17 protein-coding genes and 3 pseudogenes are annotated in these 21,617 nt (G+C 62.3%); 4 read left to right on the top strand and 16 right to left on the bottom strand.

Annotated elements, in window-relative coordinates; translation table 11 throughout:
* The 5 genes and pseudogenes from ACI3K3_RS17690 to istA (ACI3K3_RS17670) all read right to left on the bottom strand — a co-directional run.
* Window positions 1-431 (bottom strand): ATP-binding protein (locus ACI3K3_RS17690; RefSeq protein ID WP_404916016.1); only part of this gene is annotated, 431 nt, incomplete at its 3' end.
* Window positions 432-441: 10 nt separating this feature from the next.
* Window positions 442-789, bottom strand: coding sequence for a hypothetical protein (locus ACI3K3_RS17685; protein WP_404916014.1), 348 nt, complete (start codon window positions 787-789; stop codon window positions 442-444).
* Window positions 790-813: 24 nt separating this feature from the next.
* A pseudogene (locus ACI3K3_RS17680) lies at window positions 814-996 on the bottom strand (Mu transposase domain-containing protein); the annotation flags it as partial.
* Window positions 997-1,094: 98 nt separating this feature from the next.
* On the bottom strand, window positions 1,095-1,874 hold the full coding sequence (gene istB, locus ACI3K3_RS17675) for an IS21-like element helper ATPase IstB (protein WP_404916012.1): 780 nt from the start codon (window positions 1,872-1,874) through the stop codon (window positions 1,095-1,097).
* Window positions 1,864-3,099, bottom strand: a pseudogene (istA, locus tag ACI3K3_RS17670) (IS21 family transposase); the annotation flags it as partial. The gene istB (ACI3K3_RS17675) and the pseudogene istA (ACI3K3_RS17670), both read right to left, overlap by 11 nt.
* A 79-nt stretch (window positions 3,100-3,178) precedes the next feature.
* On the opposite strand from istA (ACI3K3_RS17670), the gene istA (ACI3K3_RS17665) reads away from it, so the two are divergent.
* Window positions 3,179-4,435: an IS21 family transposase gene (gene istA / locus ACI3K3_RS17665; RefSeq protein WP_404916010.1), complete on the top strand. Its 1,257-nt coding sequence runs from the start codon at window positions 3,179-3,181 to the stop codon at window positions 4,433-4,435.
* Window positions 4,432-5,289: an IS21-like element helper ATPase IstB gene (istB, locus tag ACI3K3_RS17660; RefSeq protein ID WP_404916008.1), complete on the top strand. Its 858-nt coding sequence runs from the start codon at window positions 4,432-4,434 to the stop codon at window positions 5,287-5,289. Before istA (ACI3K3_RS17665) ends, istB (ACI3K3_RS17660) begins: the two co-directional genes overlap by 4 nt.
* A 75-nt stretch (window positions 5,290-5,364) precedes the next feature.
* Here istB (ACI3K3_RS17660) and ACI3K3_RS17655 read toward each other — a convergent pair.
* From ACI3K3_RS17655 to ACI3K3_RS17645, 3 genes and pseudogenes are all read right to left on the bottom strand, one after another.
* Window positions 5,365-5,721, bottom strand: a pseudogene (locus ACI3K3_RS17655) (IS21 family transposase); the annotation flags it as partial.
* A gap of 878 nt (window positions 5,722-6,599) precedes the next feature.
* Entirely contained in the window at window positions 6,600-6,875 is a 276-nt protein-coding gene (locus tag ACI3K3_RS17650) for an HU family DNA-binding protein (protein WP_404916006.1), read from the bottom strand.
* A 43-nt stretch (window positions 6,876-6,918) separates the two neighbouring features.
* A complete protein-coding gene (locus ACI3K3_RS17645; RefSeq protein ID WP_404916004.1) occupies window positions 6,919-7,839 on the bottom strand; it encodes a HEPN domain-containing protein in 921 nt (306 codons plus the stop codon).
* A 256-nt stretch (window positions 7,840-8,095) separates the two neighbouring features.
* Here ACI3K3_RS17645 and ACI3K3_RS17640 point away from each other — a divergent pair, with 256 nt between their 5' ends.
* A complete protein-coding gene (locus ACI3K3_RS17640; protein WP_404916002.1) occupies window positions 8,096-9,193 on the top strand; it encodes a hypothetical protein in 1,098 nt (365 codons plus the stop codon).
* On the opposite strand, the gene ACI3K3_RS17635 is transcribed toward ACI3K3_RS17640, so the two are convergent.
* Together ACI3K3_RS17635 and ACI3K3_RS17630 are read right to left on the bottom strand one after the other, a co-directional pair.
* Window positions 9,190-12,951, bottom strand: coding sequence for a conjugal transfer protein TraG N-terminal domain-containing protein (locus ACI3K3_RS17635; RefSeq protein ID WP_404916000.1), 3,762 nt, complete (start codon window positions 12,949-12,951; stop codon window positions 9,190-9,192). The two genes, ACI3K3_RS17640 and ACI3K3_RS17635, sit on opposite strands and share 4 nt — an antisense overlap.
* Window positions 12,952-12,956: 5 nt before the next feature.
* Window positions 12,957-14,372 (bottom strand): conjugal transfer protein TraH, encoded by a 1,416-nt coding sequence (locus ACI3K3_RS17630; protein WP_404915998.1) that lies wholly within the window; start codon window positions 14,370-14,372, stop codon window positions 12,957-12,959.
* A gap of 98 nt (window positions 14,373-14,470) precedes the next feature.
* On the opposite strand from ACI3K3_RS17630, the gene ACI3K3_RS17625 reads away from it, so the two are divergent.
* Window positions 14,471-15,637, top strand: coding sequence for an ATP-binding protein (locus ACI3K3_RS17625; protein WP_404915996.1), 1,167 nt, complete (start codon window positions 14,471-14,473; stop codon window positions 15,635-15,637).
* A gap of 23 nt (window positions 15,638-15,660) precedes the next feature.
* On the opposite strand, the gene ACI3K3_RS17620 is transcribed toward ACI3K3_RS17625, so the two are convergent.
* From ACI3K3_RS17620 to ACI3K3_RS17595, 6 genes are all read right to left on the bottom strand, one after another.
* A complete protein-coding gene (locus ACI3K3_RS17620; RefSeq protein ID WP_404915994.1) occupies window positions 15,661-16,251 on the bottom strand; it encodes a hypothetical protein in 591 nt (196 codons plus the stop codon).
* Window positions 16,248-17,138 (bottom strand): conjugal transfer protein TraF, encoded by an 891-nt coding sequence (locus ACI3K3_RS17615; RefSeq protein WP_404915992.1) that lies wholly within the window; start codon window positions 17,136-17,138, stop codon window positions 16,248-16,250. The genes ACI3K3_RS17620 and ACI3K3_RS17615 overlap by 4 nt, the downstream gene beginning before the upstream one ends.
* Window positions 17,135-17,593, bottom strand: a complete 459-nt coding sequence (locus ACI3K3_RS17610) for a S26 family signal peptidase (RefSeq protein ID WP_404915990.1) — start codon at window positions 17,591-17,593, stop codon at window positions 17,135-17,137. The genes ACI3K3_RS17615 and ACI3K3_RS17610 overlap by 4 nt, the downstream gene beginning before the upstream one ends.
* A gap of 130 nt (window positions 17,594-17,723) precedes the next feature.
* Window positions 17,724-18,329, bottom strand: coding sequence for a type-F conjugative transfer system pilin assembly protein TrbC (locus ACI3K3_RS17605; RefSeq protein WP_404915988.1), 606 nt, complete (start codon window positions 18,327-18,329; stop codon window positions 17,724-17,726).
* Window positions 18,330-18,561: 232 nt separating this feature from the next.
* A complete protein-coding gene (traN, locus tag ACI3K3_RS17600; protein ID WP_404915986.1) occupies window positions 18,562-19,632 on the bottom strand; it encodes a conjugal transfer protein TraN in 1,071 nt (356 codons plus the stop codon).
* Between the two features lie 53 nt (window positions 19,633-19,685).
* Window positions 19,686-21,542 (bottom strand): hypothetical protein, encoded by a 1,857-nt coding sequence (locus tag ACI3K3_RS17595; protein ID WP_404916022.1) that lies wholly within the window; start codon window positions 21,540-21,542, stop codon window positions 19,686-19,688.
* Window positions 21,543-21,617: the final 75 nt, after the last annotated feature.

Raw genomic sequence — 21,617 nt, 5'->3', positions numbered from 1 at the left:
AGCGTGAGCTCGTCGATCAGCCGCGGCAACCGGGTGTAGAGGACGAAGCGGTTATCACGGCAGGCCTTGTGGCCGATTGCACAGGCCAACCAACTTTTGCCGATGCCGGTCGGGCCGATGATGGCCAGGTTCTCGTGTCTGGAGATCCATTCCCCGGCCAGCAGCGTTTCGAAGAGCCGGCGATCAAGGCTGCGGCGTGTTCGGTAATCAACATCCTCAGGTAGGGCGCGGTGCCGCAGTTTTGCGTGACGCAGGCGCAGAGCGAGGCGTCTGTCATTTCGGTAGGTGGCCTCATGGTCGAGCAGCAGCGCCAGCCATTCGGCGTGGCTGAGGCCGGCTGCATCGTCGTTGCTTTCCATCTCGGCGAAGGCCTTGGCCATGCCTGCGAGGCCGAGTTGGCCCAGAAGGTCCAGAGTGGGATGCTTCAGCATTCTTGCTCCTTCAGTTGTAGTAGCTTGAGCCGCGGATGTTGGAGTGGATGATCGGCTCTTGCTCGGGGGATTGGGGAACGGGCACCTGGTCGAGGCCCTTCTCGAGGATCGATTTGACCGACGGATAATTGCGCGCCTGGATTTCCAGCGCGCGCAGCGCCGCGGCCTCAAGCCGCTGGGCACCGAAGCGTCTCTCGAGCCCGATGATGCCCAAGCATGACCGGTAGCCCTGTTCCGGATGGGGTTTTGCCTCGATGACCTTCTCGACCAGCAAGGACAGCATCGGCCCGATCCGGCTTGCCTCTTCGCGGATCTTGGCCGGCGTCCATTCGCCGTAGCGCCGATGGCTGGAGGGCATGTGCTCGGGGACTGTGGTGTGTCTGCCATTCCCGCTGCCGCGCATGTGCACGGCGATACGCTCGCCTCCCAGGAAGATTTCAACTGTGCTGGCCGTGAACCGGGTTTCGACCTCCCGGCGCGCGAAGCGGTGCGGGACGGAGTAGTGATGCCGCTCGATCGCGATATGATAATCGAGCCCGACGCGGCAGCGGCGCCATTCGGCATGAACCCACGGTGTTGATTGCCATTGAGAAGTGACCCGGGGTTTCCATTGAGAACTGACCCGGGTGGGCGTGGTTTATGTGCTGCCGTTGAGCGGCAGGTTCAAGATGCTGGCTTCTCCTTTCTAGGTTTGGGTGCAGCGGTGCTGGCGCGGAAGCGGAAGCTGTCGTTCCCAGTTTCCAGGATGTGGCAGTGGTGGGTAAGCCGATCTAGCAGCGCGGTGGTCATCTTGGCATCGCCGAACACGCCGGACCATTCGCTGAAGCTCAGGTTGGTGGTGATGACGACGCTGGTGCGCTCGTACAGCTTGCTGAGCAGATGGAAGAGCATGGCGCCGCCCGATGAACTGAAGGGCAGGTAGCCCAGTTCATCCAGGATGAGCAGGTCGAGGCGTAGCAGGCGTTCTGTTAACTGGCCGGATTTGTTCGAGGTCTTTTCCTGCTCAAGCGCATTGACCAGATCGACCGTGGAGAAGAAGCGGACCTTCTTGCGGTGATGCTCGACAGCCTGCACACCCAAGGCGGTGGCGATATGGCTCTTGCCGGTTCCGGGTCCGCCAATCAGCACGACGTTGTCTGCGTTTTCCATGAAGTCGCCCTGGTGAAGCTGGCGCACGAGGGCTTCGTTGATCTCGCTGGCGGCAAAGTCGAAGCCAGCGAGATCCTTGTAGGCCGGGAAGCGGGCCGCCTTGATCTGATAGGCAATGGACCTGACCTCCCGTTCGGCCATCTCTGCCTTCAGGAGCCCAGCCAGCATCGGCAAGGCAGCATCGAAGGCAGGCGCACCCTGCTCGATCAGTTCGTCGGCGGCCTGAGCCATGCCAAACATCTTGAGGCTGCGCAGCATGACGACGACCGCAGCACTGGCGGGGTCATGACGCATGGCGGATCTCCCTGAGCATGTCATAGCGAACGACATTGGCCTCCGGCTCCTGCGTCAGGCGCAGGGCCTGGGGCGCATCGATCGGCGAAGCTGGGGGCGCCTTGCCGTCAACGAGGCGATGCAACACGTTGAGAACGTGGGTCTTGGTGGCGACACCGGCCTCCAGAGCCAACTCGGCCGCACTCAGCACCGCCTGCTCGTCATGATGCAGAACGAGAGACAGGATCTCGACCATCTCTCTGTCGCCGCCTGGGCGCTTGAGCAGATGACTTTGCAATTGCCGGAAGGCTTCAGGCATCTCGAGAAAGGGTGCGCCATTGCGCAAGGCACCGGGCTTGCGCTGGATTACCGCCAGATAATGCCGCCAGTCATAGATTGTCCGTCCCGGCTTGTGATGGGAGCGGTCGATGAGCCGGGCATGTTCGCACACGACCTGGCCTTCGGCCACAATGACAAGACGATCCGGGTAGATCCGCAGGCTGACCGGCCGGTTCGCGAACGAAGCAGGCACGGAATAGCGGTTGCGGTCGAAGGCGATGAGGCAGGTCGGCGACACGCGCTTGATCTGCTCGACAAAGCCATCGAAGGGCCGGCCCAGCGGCATCAGGCAGGAAACTTCCTCGGCATGCACATCAGCCACGGTGCCGGGCATGACACCATGCTGGATCTCGCCCCATTGCGCGATGCACTGTTCTTCTAGCCAAGCGTTCAACTCAGCCAGATCGCGGAAGCTGGGCATCGGTTGCCACAACCGGCGCCGAGCGTCCTGGACGTTCTTCTCGACTTGCCCTTTCTCCCAGCCTGAAGCCGGATTGCAGAAGTCGGTCTCGAACAGATAATGGCTGGCCATGGCGGCAAACCTCGCGTTGACCTGCCGTGCCTTCCCGGCCCCGATCTTGTCGACAGCGGTCCTCATATTGTCGAAGATCCCGCGCTGGGGCACGCCGCCCAGCACCCGGAACGCCTGCGTCAGCGCGTCGAACAGCATCTCATGGGTCTGGAGCAGATAGGCTCGTACGATGAAGGCGCGGCTATGTGCCAGCTTGGTATGGGCAACCTGCAGCTTCGTGGGCTTGCCGCCCAACACGGCGTAATCCTCGCTCCAGTCGAACTGGAACGCCTCGCCAGGCTGGAAAACCAGAGGCACGAATGTCCCGCGTGTCAGTGGGCGTGTAATTCTCCGCAAATGTGGGCTTTGAAAATTCCCTGATTGTTGGACCTGGTTGCCCAATGAGCCGGGGTTAACCCCGGCTCATTGGGCAACGCCAAAATCGGCACGATGATCTCCTGAGGGAGGCCCGCCGATGATCCGACTTGGAGAAGCCATGATGATATTGGAGTTGCACCGGCAGGGGCTGTCGGTAACCGCCATCGCCCGTCGAACGGGCCGCGATCCCAAGACCATTCGCAAATACATCGAGCGCGGCATCGAGGTGCCCGCTTACGGCCCTCGTAAATTGGGGCGACCATGCAAGATCGCTCCTTACATGGAATTCCTGCGTGAGCGGATTACCGCGTTTCCCGATCTGACGGCCTCGCGGCTCACCCGCGAGATCAGGGAGATGGGCTATGTCGGCGCCTATACCGCAGTTAAGCGCTACCTCGCAGCAATCCGGCCAGAACATGATCCCAAGCCCTACGAGGTTCGCTTTGAGACCAAGGCCGGCGTCCAGGCACAGGTCGACTTCGCCCGGTTCGTCGTCGAATTTACCGACGAACCGGGGGCGGCACGCATCGTCTGGCTATTCGGCCTCGTGCTCGGCTACTCACGGTTCCTGTTTGCCCGCTATGTGTTGCACCAGGATCTGCAAACGCTGCTGCGCTGTCATATGCAGGCGTTCGAGGCGCTGGACGGCGTACCGATCGAGATCCTTTACGACCGGATGAAGACTGCGGTGACCGGCGAGGATGACCAGGGTCACATCGTCTACAACACCTCGCTGCTGGCGTTGGCGAAGCATTATCGGTTCCAGCCCAGGGCCTGCCGCCCCTATCGCGCCAAAACGAAGGGCAAGGTTGAGCGGCCCTTCCGCTATATCCGCGAGGATTTTTTCCTGGGCCGCAGCTTCCGCAACATGGAGGACCTCAACGCCCAGCTCATCGACTGGCTCGACAACGTTGCGAATGTGCGGGTGCACGGGACGACCCAGCGCGTGGTGGCGGAGGCCTTCGCTGAGGAGCAAGAAGAGCTGCAACGCGTACCCGAACACCGCTTCAACGCCGTCTTGAAGCTCGAGCGGCGGGTCAGCCACGACGGCCTCGTGGCCGTCGGTGGTAACTATTACAGCGTTCCTGACCGAACTCGCCGCATCGTTGAGATCGAGCAGTTACCGGACCTGGTCCGCATCATCGACCGCGGCATCGTCGTTGCCGAGCACCCCATGCTCGAGGGGCGCCGGCAATATCGCATCGATCAACGCCATCGCACCGGACGGCCGCAGCCGCGAACGCAGGAACGGCCCACGACCATGATCGGCCGGGTCGGCGACCACGTGCCGCTGCGCTCACTGGCAGTCTATGAGGCCATCGGCGCGAGCCTGGCGATGGAGGGCCGGCCATGAACGGTGCGGCACCATCCTCGCGCGTCGACTCCATCCGACGGAATTTGGTCATGCTCAAGATGCCGCGCGCACTCGAGATTCTCGATGCCACTCTGCGGCGTATCGAGCAGGGTCAGATCGACGGCATCGAGGCGATCGATGAACTCCTGGGCGAAGAGCTCTCACTGCGCGAGAACCGGCGGATCAAGGCGGCCCTGCGCATGGCCCGGTTACCGGTCGTCAAGACCTTGGCTGGCTACGACTTCTCGTTCCAGCCCTCGCTCGACCGCAATCGCATCCTCGCGCTCGCTGGCCTCGACTTCATTGAACGGGCCGAGGTCGTCCACCTGCTCGGTCCGCCTGGTACTGGCAAGAGCCACATCGCGACCGCACTGGCGGTCGAGGCCGTGCGCGCCGGCAAGGCGGTCTACTTCATCCCTCTGGCAGATCTGATCGCCCAGCTTGCGAAGGCCGAGCGCGAAGGCACGCTTAGGGAGAAGATCCGCTTCTTGACCAGGGCATCGCTGTTGGTCGTCGACGAGATCGGATACCTGCCGGTCACGCCCGGTGGCGCCAACCTGTTCTTCCAGCTCGTCAATGCACGCTACGAAAAGGGTGCCATGATCCTCACCTCCAACCGCGGCTTCGCCGAATGGGGAGAGGTCTTCGGGGATCCCGTCGTCGCCACGGCCCTGCTCGACAGGCTGCTGCACCACGCCGTCGTCATCCAGATCGAGGGGGCCAGCTACCGTATGCGCGAGCACGCCGCGCTCGTGCCCGAAAACGTGCGCAACGGCGCCGCGTTCAATTCGCCACCGCCGAAACGCCGGGGCCGACCGCCGATGAAAGGAAAAGCAGATCTCGAATACGGCTGATCGCCGCTCCGCCCAAAGCAACAGCATAGGGAATTTTGGGCGCCCATATCCGGGGAAAGATCGGTGCCCGTTGACACCGCGCCCGCTGGTCTGTTGTTCATACTGAAGCTCGGTCCGCCAGCGCCGGGCAAAAGCTGCAACCCGGTTATAAGAGCCATCATATCCCAGCTTTACCAGATCGGCGTGCAACTGCTTGGCGGTCAGCTTCTGTTTGCGGGATTTCTTGGATTCCACCCGCAGCCAAGCGGTTAGCTTGTCCGCGAAGGGATCGAGTTTGCTGGGCCGCAACGGAACCTTGAAGCTGGGCTCCACCGCATCGGAACGCAGATATTTACGGATGGTGTTGCGGGATAGGCCGGTCCGGCGCTTGATCTCCCGAATGGGGATCTTCTGCCGGAAATGCCACCGGCGGATCACACTGAGTAAGTCCATGTCGATCACTCCACGACCCTCCGACTGGCAGCCGGAAGGGAGGAAAACATGGGTCAATTCTCAGCGGAAACTTATAGCCTTCCCGGGTCACTTCTCAGTGGCAATCAACAGAAAGGTATCGTGACGACGTAACCCATGTTCTAGAGCATCTCAGATCAGCGACAGCTAAGCTCGGACACTGAATGCTGAACCTGCCTGCAAAAAGCAGCTAATAGTCGGCCTAGGGAATACCGAAAAGATATTTGGCGCCCGCAATATCGGCGGCAGCGGTCATTATCACTTCCATCATGAATGTCCGCATTCCTTGGCTCACTATCCGAAACCGGACCGACCGGAATGTCCCACGCCAAGTCGTTCAGGTTCAGTTGCAATTCGGTGAACCTACGGAAACTATCAAGGTTCCGGTATGACTTGGTCTACGACCGCTATGTCGAAGGGTTTCGGGCGCCGGCAGGCGTACGAAAGTCTTCGGCGTTTACGACACCTCGCCTTTGCGCGTTGTTATACAGCTTCGATCAATATACGCCATTTCCGAAGCGAATGCGAAAATGGGAGGCACGCCGAACCCCGACGGTGGCGATCATGCTGCCGAACGGCCGAATATTCCACGCCATGTCGTTCAGGTTCACCAGCAACTCGGTGAACCGAGGGCAGCTAACAGAAAGCCGAGATCAGGTGGTTTTTGTCCGCTATGTCGGCGCACCACGATGTAGTACGCAAGGCACACACCGTCTCGTAGTCGCTCGCGGTAGTTTTTTGGGGTCGGTCGCGGAGCTGCAAACTTCGGCTCTGTCGATGAAGTAACCGTCGCGACGCCTAGTATTTCATAAAGCCCTGAAAGAACGAGCGCCGCGATCAGTGATCGCGGCGCCAATCTGTCAGCCGTTCAGCTTGTCCTTGATCGCCTTTGCGGGTGCGAAAGTGAGCTTCTTTGAAGCCCCGATCTGAATGGTTTCGCCCGTCGAAGGATTGCGGCCTTCGCGGGCCGGGGAGTCTTTCACTTTGAACTTACCGAAACCGTTCAGCGAAATCTCTTCACCTGCCGCGGCAGCATCGGCGATCGCACCGAACACGGCGTCGATGACCTTCTTTGCGTCGGACTTAGTCATACCAGTTTCGGCTGTAAGCTTGTCGGCAAGGTCGGCATTATTCACTGTCGCATTCTCCTAATACAATTATGTAATCTGCGGATATTAACTAAAGTTTGGCGCGTAGTTCGGCTATCTTATCCAGACAAACCCGGTGGACTGTTTGGCCCAACTCCTCTATGTGTGTCACTAACCAGTCGAGTTGCTCGAGGGTAATGGTATATTCATCGGAGTACCGACCCTTCACGTACGCCTCTTTCAACTTCTCGAAGCCAGCACGATCCCGCTTCGTCGCTCGGGGCCAAGGGTGGATCAGCGCTCCAGAAATTTTTTCAGCCTGAGTGCGAAGGAAGGCGATGTTATGCGACCGGGGTGTGTAAAATGTACACACGAGCAGAACACACTGATAGAGGCGCTCTACCGTTTGGTGCAGATCGTAGGCAGAATCGTTATAGAACTCAGCGCCGTTTTGTATTTCGTATCGTGCAACTTGAAACCGTCGCATTGCAGCGGGAAACCCCTTTTCGAAGTAGCGTTCGGCCGTGGAGAGAGCTGCTTCAGGGGTCTTCGGACGCGGTTTAGCAAGTTCGGATTCGTCAGCCTGATAAATGGCTATTCCGTCACGAGCGATATCCAAGAAAAAGTAACGGCCGTGAGAGAGACCATCATTCGTTTCCTGGAGTGTATGAACAATGAGGTTTGTCGGAGTGTTGAGGTAGCCGGATATTTCTCGTTCTCGGCTTAGGCGTTCGTCGGCTTTTTCCCAGTAATCGACCCAGTCGGTCAATTCGGGCTGATTGACGATCACTAAAATGTCGAAATCGGATTGATAGCCTTTGCCGGTCGTGGGCTCGTTCACCCAATCTCCACGTGCGAACGATCCAAAAAGAATGATCTTAAGAATCCGACCCATCTTTCGCTGCCCAGTCGGCCGGCCTAGGGCATCGTTTAACTCCTCAAAAATGATCCGGACGAGGCGCTCGAGTTCGCGCTGCTTTCTGGCTGGGAGGTGATCAAGGCTGGTCTTCATTGGCTACGCATCAAACTCAAGGATCAGGCAACAAGGCATGGCCGGGCTAGCCAGTATGTGCAAGGCCCCGCTGGCAAATTCAGCCTTCGAGTATCCGTGCGTCGCTCGAAATCTGTTCGGCATATATTTGCAATGTATCATGGATTTGGTTGCACGAAAAGAACAATGTGAGAACGGAAGGGGAGGTGTTGTCAGATTGAGTGGGTAGGGTACAATTCTCCTGTTTGATAGCGGGCTACCTAGCGGGAGCGCACTTATGGACGGGCAGACACACAGGGATGGAGCGTGGTCGGGCCACGTCAACCAGTTGCAGGTTGCTCGGGTCTATCTCGAACTTCGGGACGGTACCTCTCATCCAGGCCTGTTCGTTTATTCATTAAGCGAAGCTCTTCGGCTGATCGTTGAGTACGGTCTGGCAGCACCTCGCGCATTCATCACTCTAGATGACGAGATCGTCCTTGAGGTCTGCGATGGAGATCTTGAATTTCCAGATAGCGCGGAGCTCATTTTCAACGAGTATCGGGCTCGCTTTCCCTCATGGCTTGAATCATGGTGCGAGCCGGAAAATCTCGGAAATTGGCTTAGGTGCCGTTGTGCTAGACTGGCGGATGTTGCCAAAGCCCATGCTGAGGCGAGTGGTTTCGACGGATCAGTGCCTGATTCCTATGATCATCCGTTGAACAGACTCGAACGGGAGGTGCAGTCCGTGGCGGCGAAGCACGGGGTCAACCTCTTTGCTTTCGGCTTCCAAGTACCAAGTGTTGTGTGTGCCGAGCTGGAGCGGATTGCTTCTGACGTTTCAGCCGAGGAGGACAATGTCGTTTCTGGCGATTGTGAAACGAACCCGGTTTTGCAGGATCTGGCAAAATTTGCCACGGAAGTTTCATCCGATTCCGTCTCGGATCCTCAACTAGGAGGACGCTCTTCTGAGACCTTCGCCTTGCAACGAGTGATCAGCTCGAGGTCGGTCAGGTACATGCTGTGGTTTGCCCTGACCAAGCCCATTCGGTCGGTTCTAATTGCTTCGCTTTGCATTGCAGCTGCCGGTTTGATCTATGGTAACGACCTGCAGGACAGTCTCATGAAGCTGGCTACGGTCATAATGTATAGCGCGATGATTGTTTTCGCCATGGTTCTGTATCGGGTGTTAGACGCATTGGGGCGCGGACCATCGAACTCAGGCTTCGATCGAAACCAGGCGATTTCTCCTGACGATCTCGACCAGCACGTTCTCCGAGGTGACCGAATACCGAGGTCGATGGATGCGAGTGATCCAGCTTCTGGAAGTCTTTGGATCGGGAACCATGCCCGAGACGAACTAATCAACGACCATATGGACCATCGGCATCGTTAGTCTTTTCGGGTGCGATATGTAGGGTCAACGTCTCCCCACCCGTAATCTCGGTCGGTCGAGAGCCGACCGGAGTTCAAGATCTTACGCTGTTCGATAGAACTCATTGGAGCGTTCACGTCGACGATTGACCTGCCAAAAGCTGCCTCATCGAGATACCGATTTCGCAGGCCGTCTTTTCCTAGCATCTGCTCAGAAAGGATTTCGCTAAACGCTGCCGCTGGATTGTTCGTTTTTGAAGCGGCCATTTCTGCTTCTGCAATCACGGAGCGAACATCGTAGTTGACGATGTCCATAGTGCTACCAGCAACTGTGCTGCTGCCACCGCTTTCGCGGCTTTCCAAGCCGAGGCCGTAACGAGAGTGCCCGTCGTAGTCGCGCTTTGAACTCGATGACGGAGCCGAGCTTCCGTCAGCTTGTGCCGGTTTACCTTGGGAAACCGAAGACGCGCCTCCGCCGATGCTTCCGCTGGCGTAGGTGCTGAAAATGTTCTGTTTTTCGGCGCTCCGAGTTAAAGAACGTTGCCACCCCGTCTGCACCATTACGGCTTGCAGGTCGCGCTGCAGGGTGTCGGCGACCTGCGGTTTGAGGCGCCATTCGCCTTTCCGGTCCATTTCGAAGCCGCCGCGCAGCCAGTTGGCCAGCATTTCCTTTCCTTCTGCGCCGCCGCCCATGAAGTGCTCGATCGTGTCTGGGCCAGCCTGCTTACCGGCCTCGAAGCGCGTGCTGGTGTCGGAGCGGGCAGACTGCGCGAAGCTCGTGGCACTGGATACGAGCATATCGTTGTCGGCAAGGCTGAGCCGCGCTGTTCCGCCCTTGGTGATCGCGCCGAACTGGCTTTCGTTGATGAGCCCGGCATCGCGGAATGCGGCTGCATTTCTGGGCGTCAGGTTCATGCTGAAATCGCCGTTCTGGTCCATGGCGATCTGCCGCTTGGTGAGGCGGATGCCGTTTGCCGCGAGCAGGCCTTGCATACGCGACAGGCGTTCGTTCTCGACGATGTTCGTGAGACGGCGATTTCGGGCCCTGTCGGCGATGCCGGCTGCGCCGCCTTCATCCATGTCCACACGATTTCCAACCGTTTGGCCGAGCGCTGTAATGAAGCTGTCCAGCCGCGCCGCCTCGCGTACGGAGGCGTTTGCGGCATAGGCGCCCTGGGCAAAGCCCTCGTTGTCGGCCTGGCGGCGCTGTTCGCCGATGCGGGCCGAGCTACGGGTGCCGTCGTGGCCGACCTCGCGCTGTGCATCCAGCTTGCCGGCGCGTTCAGCAAAGTCGTATCCTGCGGCTTCCTTGGTGCGGCCATATACGCTCGTGCCTTGGCGCGCGGCCTCTGCGCTCGCCCCGTCGGCGGTTCCGAGCTGGACAGCAGCGTAGTAGCTTTCCAGCGCGTGGAGGACCTGCGCTTCACTTCGCCCGGTGGAATGACCGAGCTGGGTAATCGCGGTGCTCCGGGCTTCGCCGGAGAGCGCATTCATGAAGCCGATCCGGCGTGCCGTTTCCGTCACGCCGAGGCCGAGCATGCCGGCGGCCTGGCGCTGACCATGGTTCGATCCGGTGCGCCATGCCTGCTCCGTCGCGACATTGCCGCGCTCGGTTTCGGCGACGCGGTTACCGGCCTGATCTCGGCGACCCTCCATAGCACCGACCTGGATCTGCGCGCCCGTCAGATCGTTGGCGAGTATCTGATGCTGATCGTAGGCGTTGGCGATGAGCTTGGCGAACGTTGGGTCCGCATGGGCCTCGGCAATGACGCCGGTGGCTTTGAGCTGCGCGTCCTGCGGGGAATAACCGCTTCGCTCAAAATGCCGGGTCGCGGCCTGCACCATCATGCCGTAGGCGCGCTGATCGCCGAAAGCGCGCCACTGCACGAGGTTCTGGGAAAAGCCGGCGAAGGCCTGCTCACCGGCCTTGCCTTCGCCGAAATAGCCGGTGCCGATCGCGCGCAGCGCGTCCTTTTCGGCGAACTGATGAATGGCGCCTGTGGCTGCGTTGGCTTCGACCGCCCGGGCGGTGGCGGGATCGGAAAGGTCCTTGCCGGAGAGAGCAGGGGCCAGGCTGCCCAGTTGCCGCGCGCCGTCGATCCCGCCTAGCGCGAAAGCCGTCGAACCCCGCGCGCCCGGGCTCTCGCCGAGGACGTGACCCGCCTCACCGAAGGCGCGGTTGGTCTGGAAACTCGCTCGCTCGCCGAAGTCCCCGAAGCTCGAGGCGGCGCTGCGGCGCGCGCCGGTTCCCAGCGCCGAGGCCTGGGCTTCGAGCGCGGAAGCCTGCCCTTCCGCAGTGGCCATCGGTGCCGCGGCGGCCGTCCCCTGACCGGCGATGCCAAGCGAGCCCGAAGTGAAGGCCGAGAAAACATTGCCGCTGAAGCGGAAGACGGTGAAAATGAAGGCCCCTGCAAGGCCTGCAGCCGCCGTCCGAAACGTGCCGAAGATGGCCAGCGCCTTCATGGCTGCCGAGGGCGCCATTAGCCAGGCATTGGCGGCAAGATTGTTGGTGCGCAGTTCCGCGAGGCTCGCCATCGCCCGGCCGAGCGTCAGCTGGTAGATGCCCGCGTCGATCACGCCCCAGAGCGCGACGAAAACGAACATGCCGAGCGCGAAGCTCGCCACCCTGAGGTTGATAGGCGTCAGTACGAAGAGCAGGGCGACGGGGATCATGAACAGCACGATGCCGAACACGGCAGCCCTGATCGTCGGCATCCATTCGTTGGCGACCGACATCGTGGCGAGACCATTCGATCCGACCGCCCTGTTGGCCATGGCGCGTGCGGCGCCCGCCGGCGAGTCTTCGAACAGGACGTCGCCCACGCTGTGTGAGAGCAGCGTATGCGTGAACAGCGCCTGGGCAGTCAGCGGGCGATCGAGCATCATCTGGCCAAGATTGCCCAGCTGCTGCCTGCAGCGAGCGAGCTGCTGGGCATCGGCGGTGTCGTAGCCGGTCTGCGCGCAGACCTGCTTGCTGTAGGTGTCAAACAGTGCGGGATCGGAAAGCCTACCCGCGATGTGATCCCAGGCCTGCGTACAGCTGACTGTGCTGCCGCCCTTGTTGCTCTCGGTATAGATCGTCGAGAAGGTTGCGGGGCCGGCCATCGCCGCGAACGAGGCGGGCAGGTCGGTGCTGGTTCGCAGCAGCTGATCGTCATCGATCCCATAGGCCGGCGAGACCCGCGCCACAGGGTAACACTGCCGCACGTAGTCCTTGATCGTTGCATCGAGGAAAGTGTCGGTCATCGGTCCGCGCGGGCTGACGGCATTGAGGAACAGGTCGAAGCTGTGACCGCCCGATCCGAATTCCAGCTTGGCATTGGGATCGAGCGTATTGTCGTCGATCGTCTCCACGAGGGCGCGTTCCATCATGTTGCTGGCGCCGCCGACCAGGACCAGGAGGTTGGGCACCCCGCCTACAGCCTGGTAGGCGTTGCGTACCCGGTCATAGACGTGGACGGTTCCGGTCGAGGCGATGAGGCCGACGAAGACGCCGACCCCGAACAGGATCTGAAATCCGAAGGCCACCAGGCCCATTCCGGACCCGCGGACGCTGGCGATCACGGCGCCGAGCGCGATGCCGGCCGTCGCGATGATAAGGACCAGGGTTTCGTAGCGCGGATCGCCGAAGATCATCGAGACGAGGCGGAATGCATCCACCGTCTCGGCAAAGCCGTCATAGGTATGAAAGCTTGCGTTGATCGCTGCGGCAGGCGTGGCGGTCAGGCTCTGTACCAAGGCGGCGAGGGCGGCGGCGCGCTGGACGAAGGTTCGGTGCATCGCTGCTACTCGCGGCGGGCGGCAGCGCCCGCTGCATCGCGTGCATCGCGGTCACGCTCGCGCAGCAGACCCCCATAGTTCGCCGACAGGTTGGCAGCCGAGAGCGCAGCCATGTAGCTCTGGCGCATCTGAGCGCGCTGTCGGAGCGCCTCTTCCCGCAGATCGCGCAGCTGTTCGATGCCTTTGGCGAGAATGCGCGTCTGGCAGAAATTGGCGCTGGCGCTGTCCGCCGCGCCAGCTGCCGTTGCTCCGCGCTCGGCATTATTGACGGCGAAGTCGATCGTGCGCGTGAGATCGTTGAGCATCTGGTAGGCGAGCGAGAGCGCGACGAGCTCGTCGGTGTCGGCGATCACGGAACCGACGACGCCCTGGCGAACGCCCCATTCCAGCATCCGGTAGACCGGCAAAGTCCGCACGTTGGCGACGAACTGCTTTTCGTCGGGTGATAATGCGGACCGGGTGCGGACTTTCGTGGCAATGGCCTCCATGCGGCCGCGCGCCATCGCAAGAGCGCCGCGTCCGCGGCCGTCCGGACTGCAGTCAGCACTCGTCGGTGGCACATTGAGCGCCCGCTTCTGCACAGTCCCTGTCAGGAAATCCTGCGGGCTATCGGTATCCTGGCGTGGGCACTGCGGGATCGGTGTGAAGAGCGGCAATTTGTCGTTGGTGTCCCAGCGCATGTAAACGTCGCCGACACGCGCCCGCATGACGCTCGCCCAGTCACCGGCGCCGATGCGCGAAGCGGCATGGCCAAGGAGTGAGCCGGTGCGGAAGATTTCGGTAACCTCGGCAGGACAGTTGGCGAGCGCGTCCTTCAGATCCTCGGTCGGATTGTTGGCATTGGCCTCGATCTTCTCGCGGCTCTGCTGGTAGCTCTTAGCAAAGCCCTGCTTGACCGAGCGGTATCCGGTCATTTCCTCGATGATCCCGGACATGTTGTCATCGCCCTTGGCGATCTGCACCATCCGGTTGGCAAGCCGGCAATCGTTGACCTGGATCGAGTTCAGGAAGTTGGTCGCGGCTTCCATCTTGCTGATGATGTTTCCCATCTTCTCGTCGAGGGTCTCGAGCAGATACTGGAAAGCCACGGCGGGGGCGGCCTGGAGGATGCTCTCGAGCTTCTGCACCAGGTACTCCGGATCGAGGAACGACATACCGCCCAGGAACATGTCGATGCCGCCGCAGCCTGCGCGAACCTTGGGCAGGCTCATCGACATGAGGTAGTCGTTATGGACGTCTACGCGGCCCGACATGCCGCCGGCGGTCAGATAGCCCCGCGTCTGATCCTCGAAGCTGCCCGGCGAAGAATAAGTGACGTTGTCGAACCAGCTTTCTGCCCAACTCTGCGCCCGTGCCGGAGCAGCGACGGACAGACATTCAAGCAGGACAAATCCGGATCCGATCAGGCGCGGGATTGGCATGACAAACCTCGTGTGGGATAAGGCGGCAAGCGAAGTGACGCTAAATCTTCAGGAAATTTAACCTTGCAAATTTGGATCGATATTCCGAATATGCGAGGATGATAGAAAGGCAGGTTACAGCCGAACTCGTCGAGCGATTGGACAGTGCTCCAGCCGTCGCCCTCCTTGGCCCGCGCCAGGTCGGCAAGACCACGCTTGCTCAAACCATCGGCGAGGAGCGGGACGCGCTCTACCTGGATCTCGAGTCCGAGGCTGACCGCGCCAAGCTCGCGGAGCCCGAACTCTATCTCGCGCAGCACGAGGACAAGCTCGTCATTCTCGACGAGGTCCACAGGCTGCCGGAGATCTTCCAGCCGCTGCGCGGGCTGATCGACAAGGGACGCCGCAAGGGCCTGAGGACCGGCCGCTTCCTGCTGCTTGGATCCGCATCGATCGACCTCCTCGCCCAGTCGGGCGAAAGCCTCGCCGGGCGCATCAGCTACCTTGAGATGGGGCCCCTCGGCATTGTAGAGGCACCGAAGCAGGATGGCGACAAGCTCTGGCTGCGGGGTGGGTTTCCCGACAGCTTCCTGGCCCGCAGCGATCATCTGAGCATGCGGTGGCGGCGAGATTTCATTCGCACTTATCTCGAGCGTGACATCCCGATGTTCGGGCCGCGCATTCCCGCCGAGACGCTGCGCCGGTTCTGGACGATGCTGGCGCACCACCAATCCAGCCTCCTCAATGCCTCGGAATTCGCAAGGAGCCTTGGTGTCGATTCCAAGACGGTTGCGAGCTATCTCGATCTGATGGTCGACCTGCTCCTGGTCCGCCGTCTCGAGCCCTGGCACAGCAATGCCTCGAAGCGCCTCGTCAAATCCCCGCGCATCTATGTGCGGGACAGCGGTCTGGTTCACGCGCTGCTGGGGATCGTGACATCGGAGGACCTGCTCGGCCACCCGGTCGCCGGCGCGAGCTGGGAAGGGTTTGCGCTCGAAAGCCTGATCATGGCGGCGCCTGAAGGAACGGCTGCAAATTTCTATCGTAGCGCCGCAGGTGCCGAAATCGATCTTCTGCTCACACTGCCCGGCGGTGAACTCTGGGCCATCGAGTTCAAGCGCAGCCTCGCCCCCAAGGTCGAACGCGGGTTCCATCACGCGGCGGATGACCTTGCCCCTGCGCGCAAGATCATCGTCTATCCGGGGACTGAGGCATATCCTTCGGGTCACGGGCTCGAAGTGATGCCGCTGCGTGACGCCGCGCGCCTGCTTGCCGGCCAGGCATAAGGCTAACGCATGCGTTCCCGGCGTCATGGCCGCGGTTTCCGGTTCGGGGGTGGACCGGCGACAATGCCGGTAAACTTTGCCATCGCGCGTACAGCCACCGCGGGCCTGACCCCCGTCAGCATCTTCGAGGAGAGGTAGAGGTTGCGCGCAAGGTTCGCGGTGTGATCGGTACCGATCGCAATCGGGACCGTTCGGGCCTGATCTGCTCGGGGGCGCACCCAGGCCACCGGATATCCGACCCACGGCAGACCCATTCGGCCCGAGAGGACAGCAGCTTGCTCGGGACCGAGCGCGCGAACCTGCCAGCCGTACCTGCGCGCGAGACCACTCAATTTCGACCAGAGGTCGCCGCAGGGAACGCATCCGGGCGACGTCGTCATCTCAATCACGAAAGCGGGACCATGGCCGGCAAGGGTCGGGGCGAAGTCGTCCGGAAAGTCGCGCGTTACGGGAACCCTTGAAAGCCATGCCGCCATCGCCTGCTGATCGGAGACCGGGTGGATGGCCGCGCTGCGCGGATCGGCGGCGGCACTGGCCTGAGTTGCCGCCGAGATGTAGAGGGCGGTTGCGGCGCCGGATACGACAGCAGCAAGCCGCTGTGTTCCGCCTGTCATGGCACGTCCCCGCCCAGACTTGTCGAAGCGATGTTGGTAAGGCCGCGGCCGGAACTGCCCGCCGCGACGGGGCCGTTACCAAGGGCATCGAAGAACCCTGCATCCTCGCCGGGGCCGGTCATGAACTGCTCCGGCCGGATATCGCCTCGTAGCAGACGCACCGCCTGATAGGTCATCTGGGCAAGAGTGGGATAGGCTTCGACACCCGTCGCCACGATCATCCTCTGCTGGCTGCCGCGGCGGATCACCATGGTGGTCGGTGTCACTTCGACCCCAAAGCGTGACCCGGCCTCGGGGCGTTCGTCGAGATCGATCCGCGTGACCTGCCAGCCGGTCTCATCCTGGAAGCGCTGGATGATCGGCCACTGCACGCGGCAATATCCGCAAGAAACCCGCGAGAACATGACCAGCGCGAACTCGTTCGCCTTAGCGCGCAAATAGGCGTTTCGGATTGTGTCCTTCTGTGCGGCAAGCTGCGCGCGGGCATCGCCGACCATCGGGTTTGCCGATTTCGCATTGAGCTCCGGGTTCTGGAGCATGGCGATCTGCGTGAGCCCCGCAAAGGCGCGTGCCTTGCGCCGCGCGAAGTCCTCAAGACGCCAGAAGTCCGCGACCGCCTCAACGGTCAGCACTGTCGCTGCATAGTCGCGCTGATCCTCGATCAGCTTGCGAATCCGGGGCGGGGTCCAGGCCGCGAGTTCGGCCATCGGCGGGATGCGCGGTTTTGGGAGCGGCTCCTCCGCCGCTGGGCTTTCCGGTTCGGGAGCCTGGTACCACCAGTAGCCGCGCCGGCCTTCGGGCGGAGCGGTCTTGGCGCCTGGGGACGGCTGCGCGGCACTGGACAGCACTGCGGCCGCCGCAATGGCCTGGAGGAGGGTGCCGCTCACAGTAACCGCTCCATGCGCGTGAGGCGTTTGACGGGAAGCAGGCCGAAGTAGCGGCTGTCGAACCCGCGTGGATGCCGCGAGCCGACATAGGCCATCCCGGGCGGAATGATCCCGCTCCACTGCATATGCTGAAGCGCCATGCCGTTATGGGCGCGCGGCAGGCTTACGCCGAGGAGGCGGCCGTTGCAGTAGTACCAGCCGTCGTGCTCATGCGCGGAAAGGGGAGAAGCTCGTTCGACCGTCGCCAGATTGTCGCCCGGCAGGCACAAGGCATGCTTCGTCACCGAAACCGGGATGGGCCCAGCGACAGGATGGCTGAGGGTGAAGCGAACGTAGTCGCCGCGCCCGATGGAGCCTGCTTGTTCGGTCAGCACCCAGGCTTCGATGGACGGAGACACGACGAGAGTGATGCGCGGCATCGTGATCCCGGCGGCGAACGCGGTGGGGCAGGCCACCAGGAGCGCAAGGCAGAGCCTGCGCCGGCTTACTGGTCCGTGGTGCGCTTGTGGCCTCAGGGCCTGGGCGGCCTGCCGCGGTAGATGCGTGATTGCACCTATCAGCTGCGACGTCAGGCGGCGCATACGGTCAGGGATTTCCGAGCAGGGCTTGTGCACCGCGTACCTCCTCCTTGCCGCCGAGGCGGGCATATTCCGCGAGTAAGCCGGACAGGGCGCTGTCGCCGTAGACGAGCGGAGCACTTCCGCGCGCGAGCGGCGCCTCATCATTACCGCGCTCACAGTAGGGGAGGGTGGGATCGCCCGGCACCATGGCGATTGCCGGCACACGGGTGACCGCGAACTGGCGAAACAGGATCGGGTCGACGACGATCTGGACCGAGCGCATACGGCAGGCCGGACCCTCGCACCCGGGATCGATGCGCAGGACCTCGGCGCTGAGCTTCGCCAGAGGGGTGATCTTCTTCATCCCGCCGGGAACGCCGCGAAAGGCGATCACCCCGTGGACCCGTTCGAGCTGCGCGGCATAGCTGCGCAATGTCGTAGAGGGCATCGAGGAGGAGGCGAACAGGACCGGGACCCACCCTTTCGGCGCAGCCGGGACGGCCTTGGCGAGCGCCTGTTCCTCTCCGGGCTCCAGCCCCAGTGCCTGGCGCAAGGCGCGGGCCTGCCTGGCACGCTCGGCAGCGAGACCGGCCTGGGCTGCGGCATTGGCGGCCCGGGCGCGCCCTTCCATAGCCGGACTCGCGGATCGATGCTTCAGGGCTTCGAATGCGCGGCGCCGTTCCGGCGGCGTGGACGCTCGCGGCAGCTGCGGAGAAGGCGCTCCCTCCGGAAGGCCCCTCGCATTTTCCAGGGCCCGCTCGAGCCGGTCCATGGCCGCCGCGCCCTCGGCGCCGATGGCGCGGCGTCCGGGCTCGGGCTTCGCTGCAGCGGATTGGAGGCCGATCAGGCCGGCGAGGAGAGCCTTACTGATTGACGGCCTTGAGGTAAGCATCGACCCGGTCCTCCATGTCTATCTGGATCTCCGATTGCGCGCGGGCCTCGATGTCCGCGTAATACTCGGAGAGGTCCATTCTGCTGAAATCGAGCGCCTGGAACTCCTCCGGCGTGAAGCCGCGGCACATCGGCTGTTTCGCCGTACCCCACAGATCTGCGTTGAAGGCTTTAAGCTGGGGGCGACCCTGCTCCTGGATGATCCGGCCGAGCTTGGTGTTGAAGCAGCAGGACCCGCGCGCCTTTTGCAGGCAGACGCCGAGTACGCTCGAGGTGCAATAGGTGCCGATCTCGTGGCACATGCCCGACGCCCGCAGCATGGCGGCTTCCATGTCCTGCTGGTCGCAGCCCGAGAGCAGGAACTCCATCATGAAGTTGATGGCAAGGCTCACGGCGATCGACGTCGGATCTAGCCCGACGATCAGGGCGTTGGCGCCCGCGCTGGCCGCCTGGCTCGCAGTCGCGCCTGCCTTGAAGGCGGTGTAGGCGGCTTTCATGCCGGTGAAGACGCCCTTGGCGACGGCGATCTTCGTGCCGATCGACGAGATCGACGAACCCATGCCGTCCTTGACGATCTTGCCCTTGTCCTTGCAGCAGTTGGCGAATGTCGTCGAGAGTCCGGGAGGGCGGCAGCGCATGCCGCGGCCTGAAAAGATCCGTACCTCGCCCATGCAATTGCCGTCAGCATCGATGCCGCCGTTGGCCTGCGGACCCGCATCGTCGATCGGCGGCTCTTCGATGATGGGATTGGCTAAGAGGTCGATGCAGGTGTTCGGCGAGCAGGCAGGTGTCCCGCCGCTTGAACGGGTGTGGCAGGCGAATTGCGCGCCGATGGGGCAGGTGTATCCGCCGGCGCCGTCGGCCACGCACTCTGCCGCCTGGATGGGGCAGAGTTGCTGGCCATCGGTCGCAGCGATACAGCCGGCCTGCTCGCCGGGGTCGGCAGCGTCGCCACTGCCGTTAAGGTCTACCGCGCAAATATGCTGCGCGTGCGCTGGCCCCGGCGCCATAAAGGCAAGGAAGAAGCCAGCGAGCAGGCCCATAACCGCTTGGCCGGTAACCGCTTGCGCAGTCCGAAGTGTAATGGGCTGCTCTCTCACGGCGCCACCTCGGTGCAAACGAGATCGGCTCCGGCGAGACGCACGGTCTGCATCATGGCGGCCGCTTCCGGAAAATCATCGAGGCATCCACATGCCGAGACGATGTCCTCGCCGGGGCCTGCCGGACACCGGTTATCGTCGGTGCAGGCGTGGAAGTGGATTTCTTCGCCGACCGGCAGATTCTGACGATCGGCGACGATGCCGTCTACTGCCACGCCGTCATTGGCGGCGGCTTTCCGGGTCTTGCAGATCGGTTCGCAGGCTGCGACCGATCCGCGGCCCGGAAGCGAGAAGGGACGTGTGCTCTCGGAGAAGCTTCCATTGCTCTGGCGAACCCGATCAGCGAGCAGGGTTTCGGTCGAATGGTCGATGATATAGGTGCCGCGGCTCGTATCCGGCATCGGCGCCTGTGCCGAAGTGCAGCGATAGGTTCGCTCCTTCTGAAAGTAGTCGCGGGTCAGCTCGGTGGGGCAGGCGGCGCCACCCAGCTGGCGGGTTTGAACCAGCGGCTTAAGACCCGTGGCCACCCCCTTAATAAAGGTCTGGACGCCGTCCACTGTCTCGCTGTCGAGCCGGCACTGCGTGTCGGCTGCCATGGCGGCGCAGCCGTCGGCGAGCTGCTCGACCGTCTTGCAGCTGTCGTCGACATCGACATGAATTTGCGCGAACGCCTCGCCCTCGTCAGCCACGGCAACGCGCAGCCAGACCTCATGAGGGCCGGCGGTCAGCCGCGAGGTGATATCGAGGTTCGGATTTTGCGTGTAGGTCTTCTTCTGCTCGCATTTTCCCGGCGGCAATCCTGAAGACGTCCATGTCTGCGGGCCTGAGGCCACCACATCGCCGTCGATCCGGATCTGTGCCCAGTCGTCTGCGAACCACCGCGCAAGGCGAGCATTCACGATGCGATCCGGATCGCGGACGTTCAGCGTCATGCGAAAGTCGATGAGCTTGCAGCCGTTTGCCGACAGGCTGTTGTCGGAAGGCGAGCCCATCAGGAAGTCGAGCGAGGTGCCGCTACTGGCCGCCGAATAACCGCCGGAAGTCCGGCTGATGATGTTCGCAGGCTCGGCGCTGAGCACGCTGACCGTGCGCTCGGCCGAACACCTGCGATACTGAAGCGAAGTGCCAGCGGCGACTTGCGAACCGGCAAGTGCCTGGAAGACCGAATTGCCCGACGAAGCTGCATAGGCATCGGAGGCCATCGCGGCGGGATTTGCCCGGTAGGCAGGCTGCGCAAGGCGGGGGCCGGCGCTGCAGGCGGTGGACTGCGCTCCGACATACCGGATCGAGGGGCCGTCTATGACGGCCTCGGTCACGCCGTAGCGCGGATCGGACGTGGTCAGCGCGCCGATCATGCCGCCGCCGAGATCGCGCAGCACGCCGCTCATGTTGGACCAGGCAAGACCCGCCCCGCAGCTCCCGTTGATGCAGTAGCACCCGGCAAGTTCGCCGAGCGCCGCCGATTGCAGCGTCAGGCTCCCCGCGGCGCCGGCGTGCCAGCGGTAGCTCTTGCAGGCATTCCAGCTCCCGGGATCGCAGGCGATCACGCCGTTGGCGCAGATGCCCGAGACCGGGACCGGCAGGTTCCGGCGGCTGTCGATGGTTCCGTCGAGGTCGGTATCGCGGGCGATGCTGACTGCCGTCAGGTCGCCGGTACTGCCTGGCTGAACCAGGACTTCGAGAAGGCTGGCAGTCTTTCGGCAGGCTAGGCTCGGAGTGAAAGAGCGGCTGCCATCTATCGTCGTGACCGGCTGACCGGCAAGGCCCGGCGCCAGGTAGTTGCCGGTAATCGCTTCACTGCCGCTTGTTTTTGCCCGGGAGGCTGCGGCGGCGGCACGGGCGCGTTCTTCCATGGTCTGCGCCTCGGCAGTGGGGATCGGCTCCGAAACCGAAAGGGAGGCCAGTGCGACCAGGACGATGGGGCAGGC

It is taken from the genome of Novosphingobium sp. ZW T3_23 (assembly GCF_044987305.1).
In the GTDB taxonomy this organism is placed as follows: domain Bacteria; phylum Pseudomonadota; class Alphaproteobacteria; order Sphingomonadales; family Sphingomonadaceae; genus Novosphingobium.
This window is presented reverse-complemented; position numbering and strand designations above follow the sequence as displayed.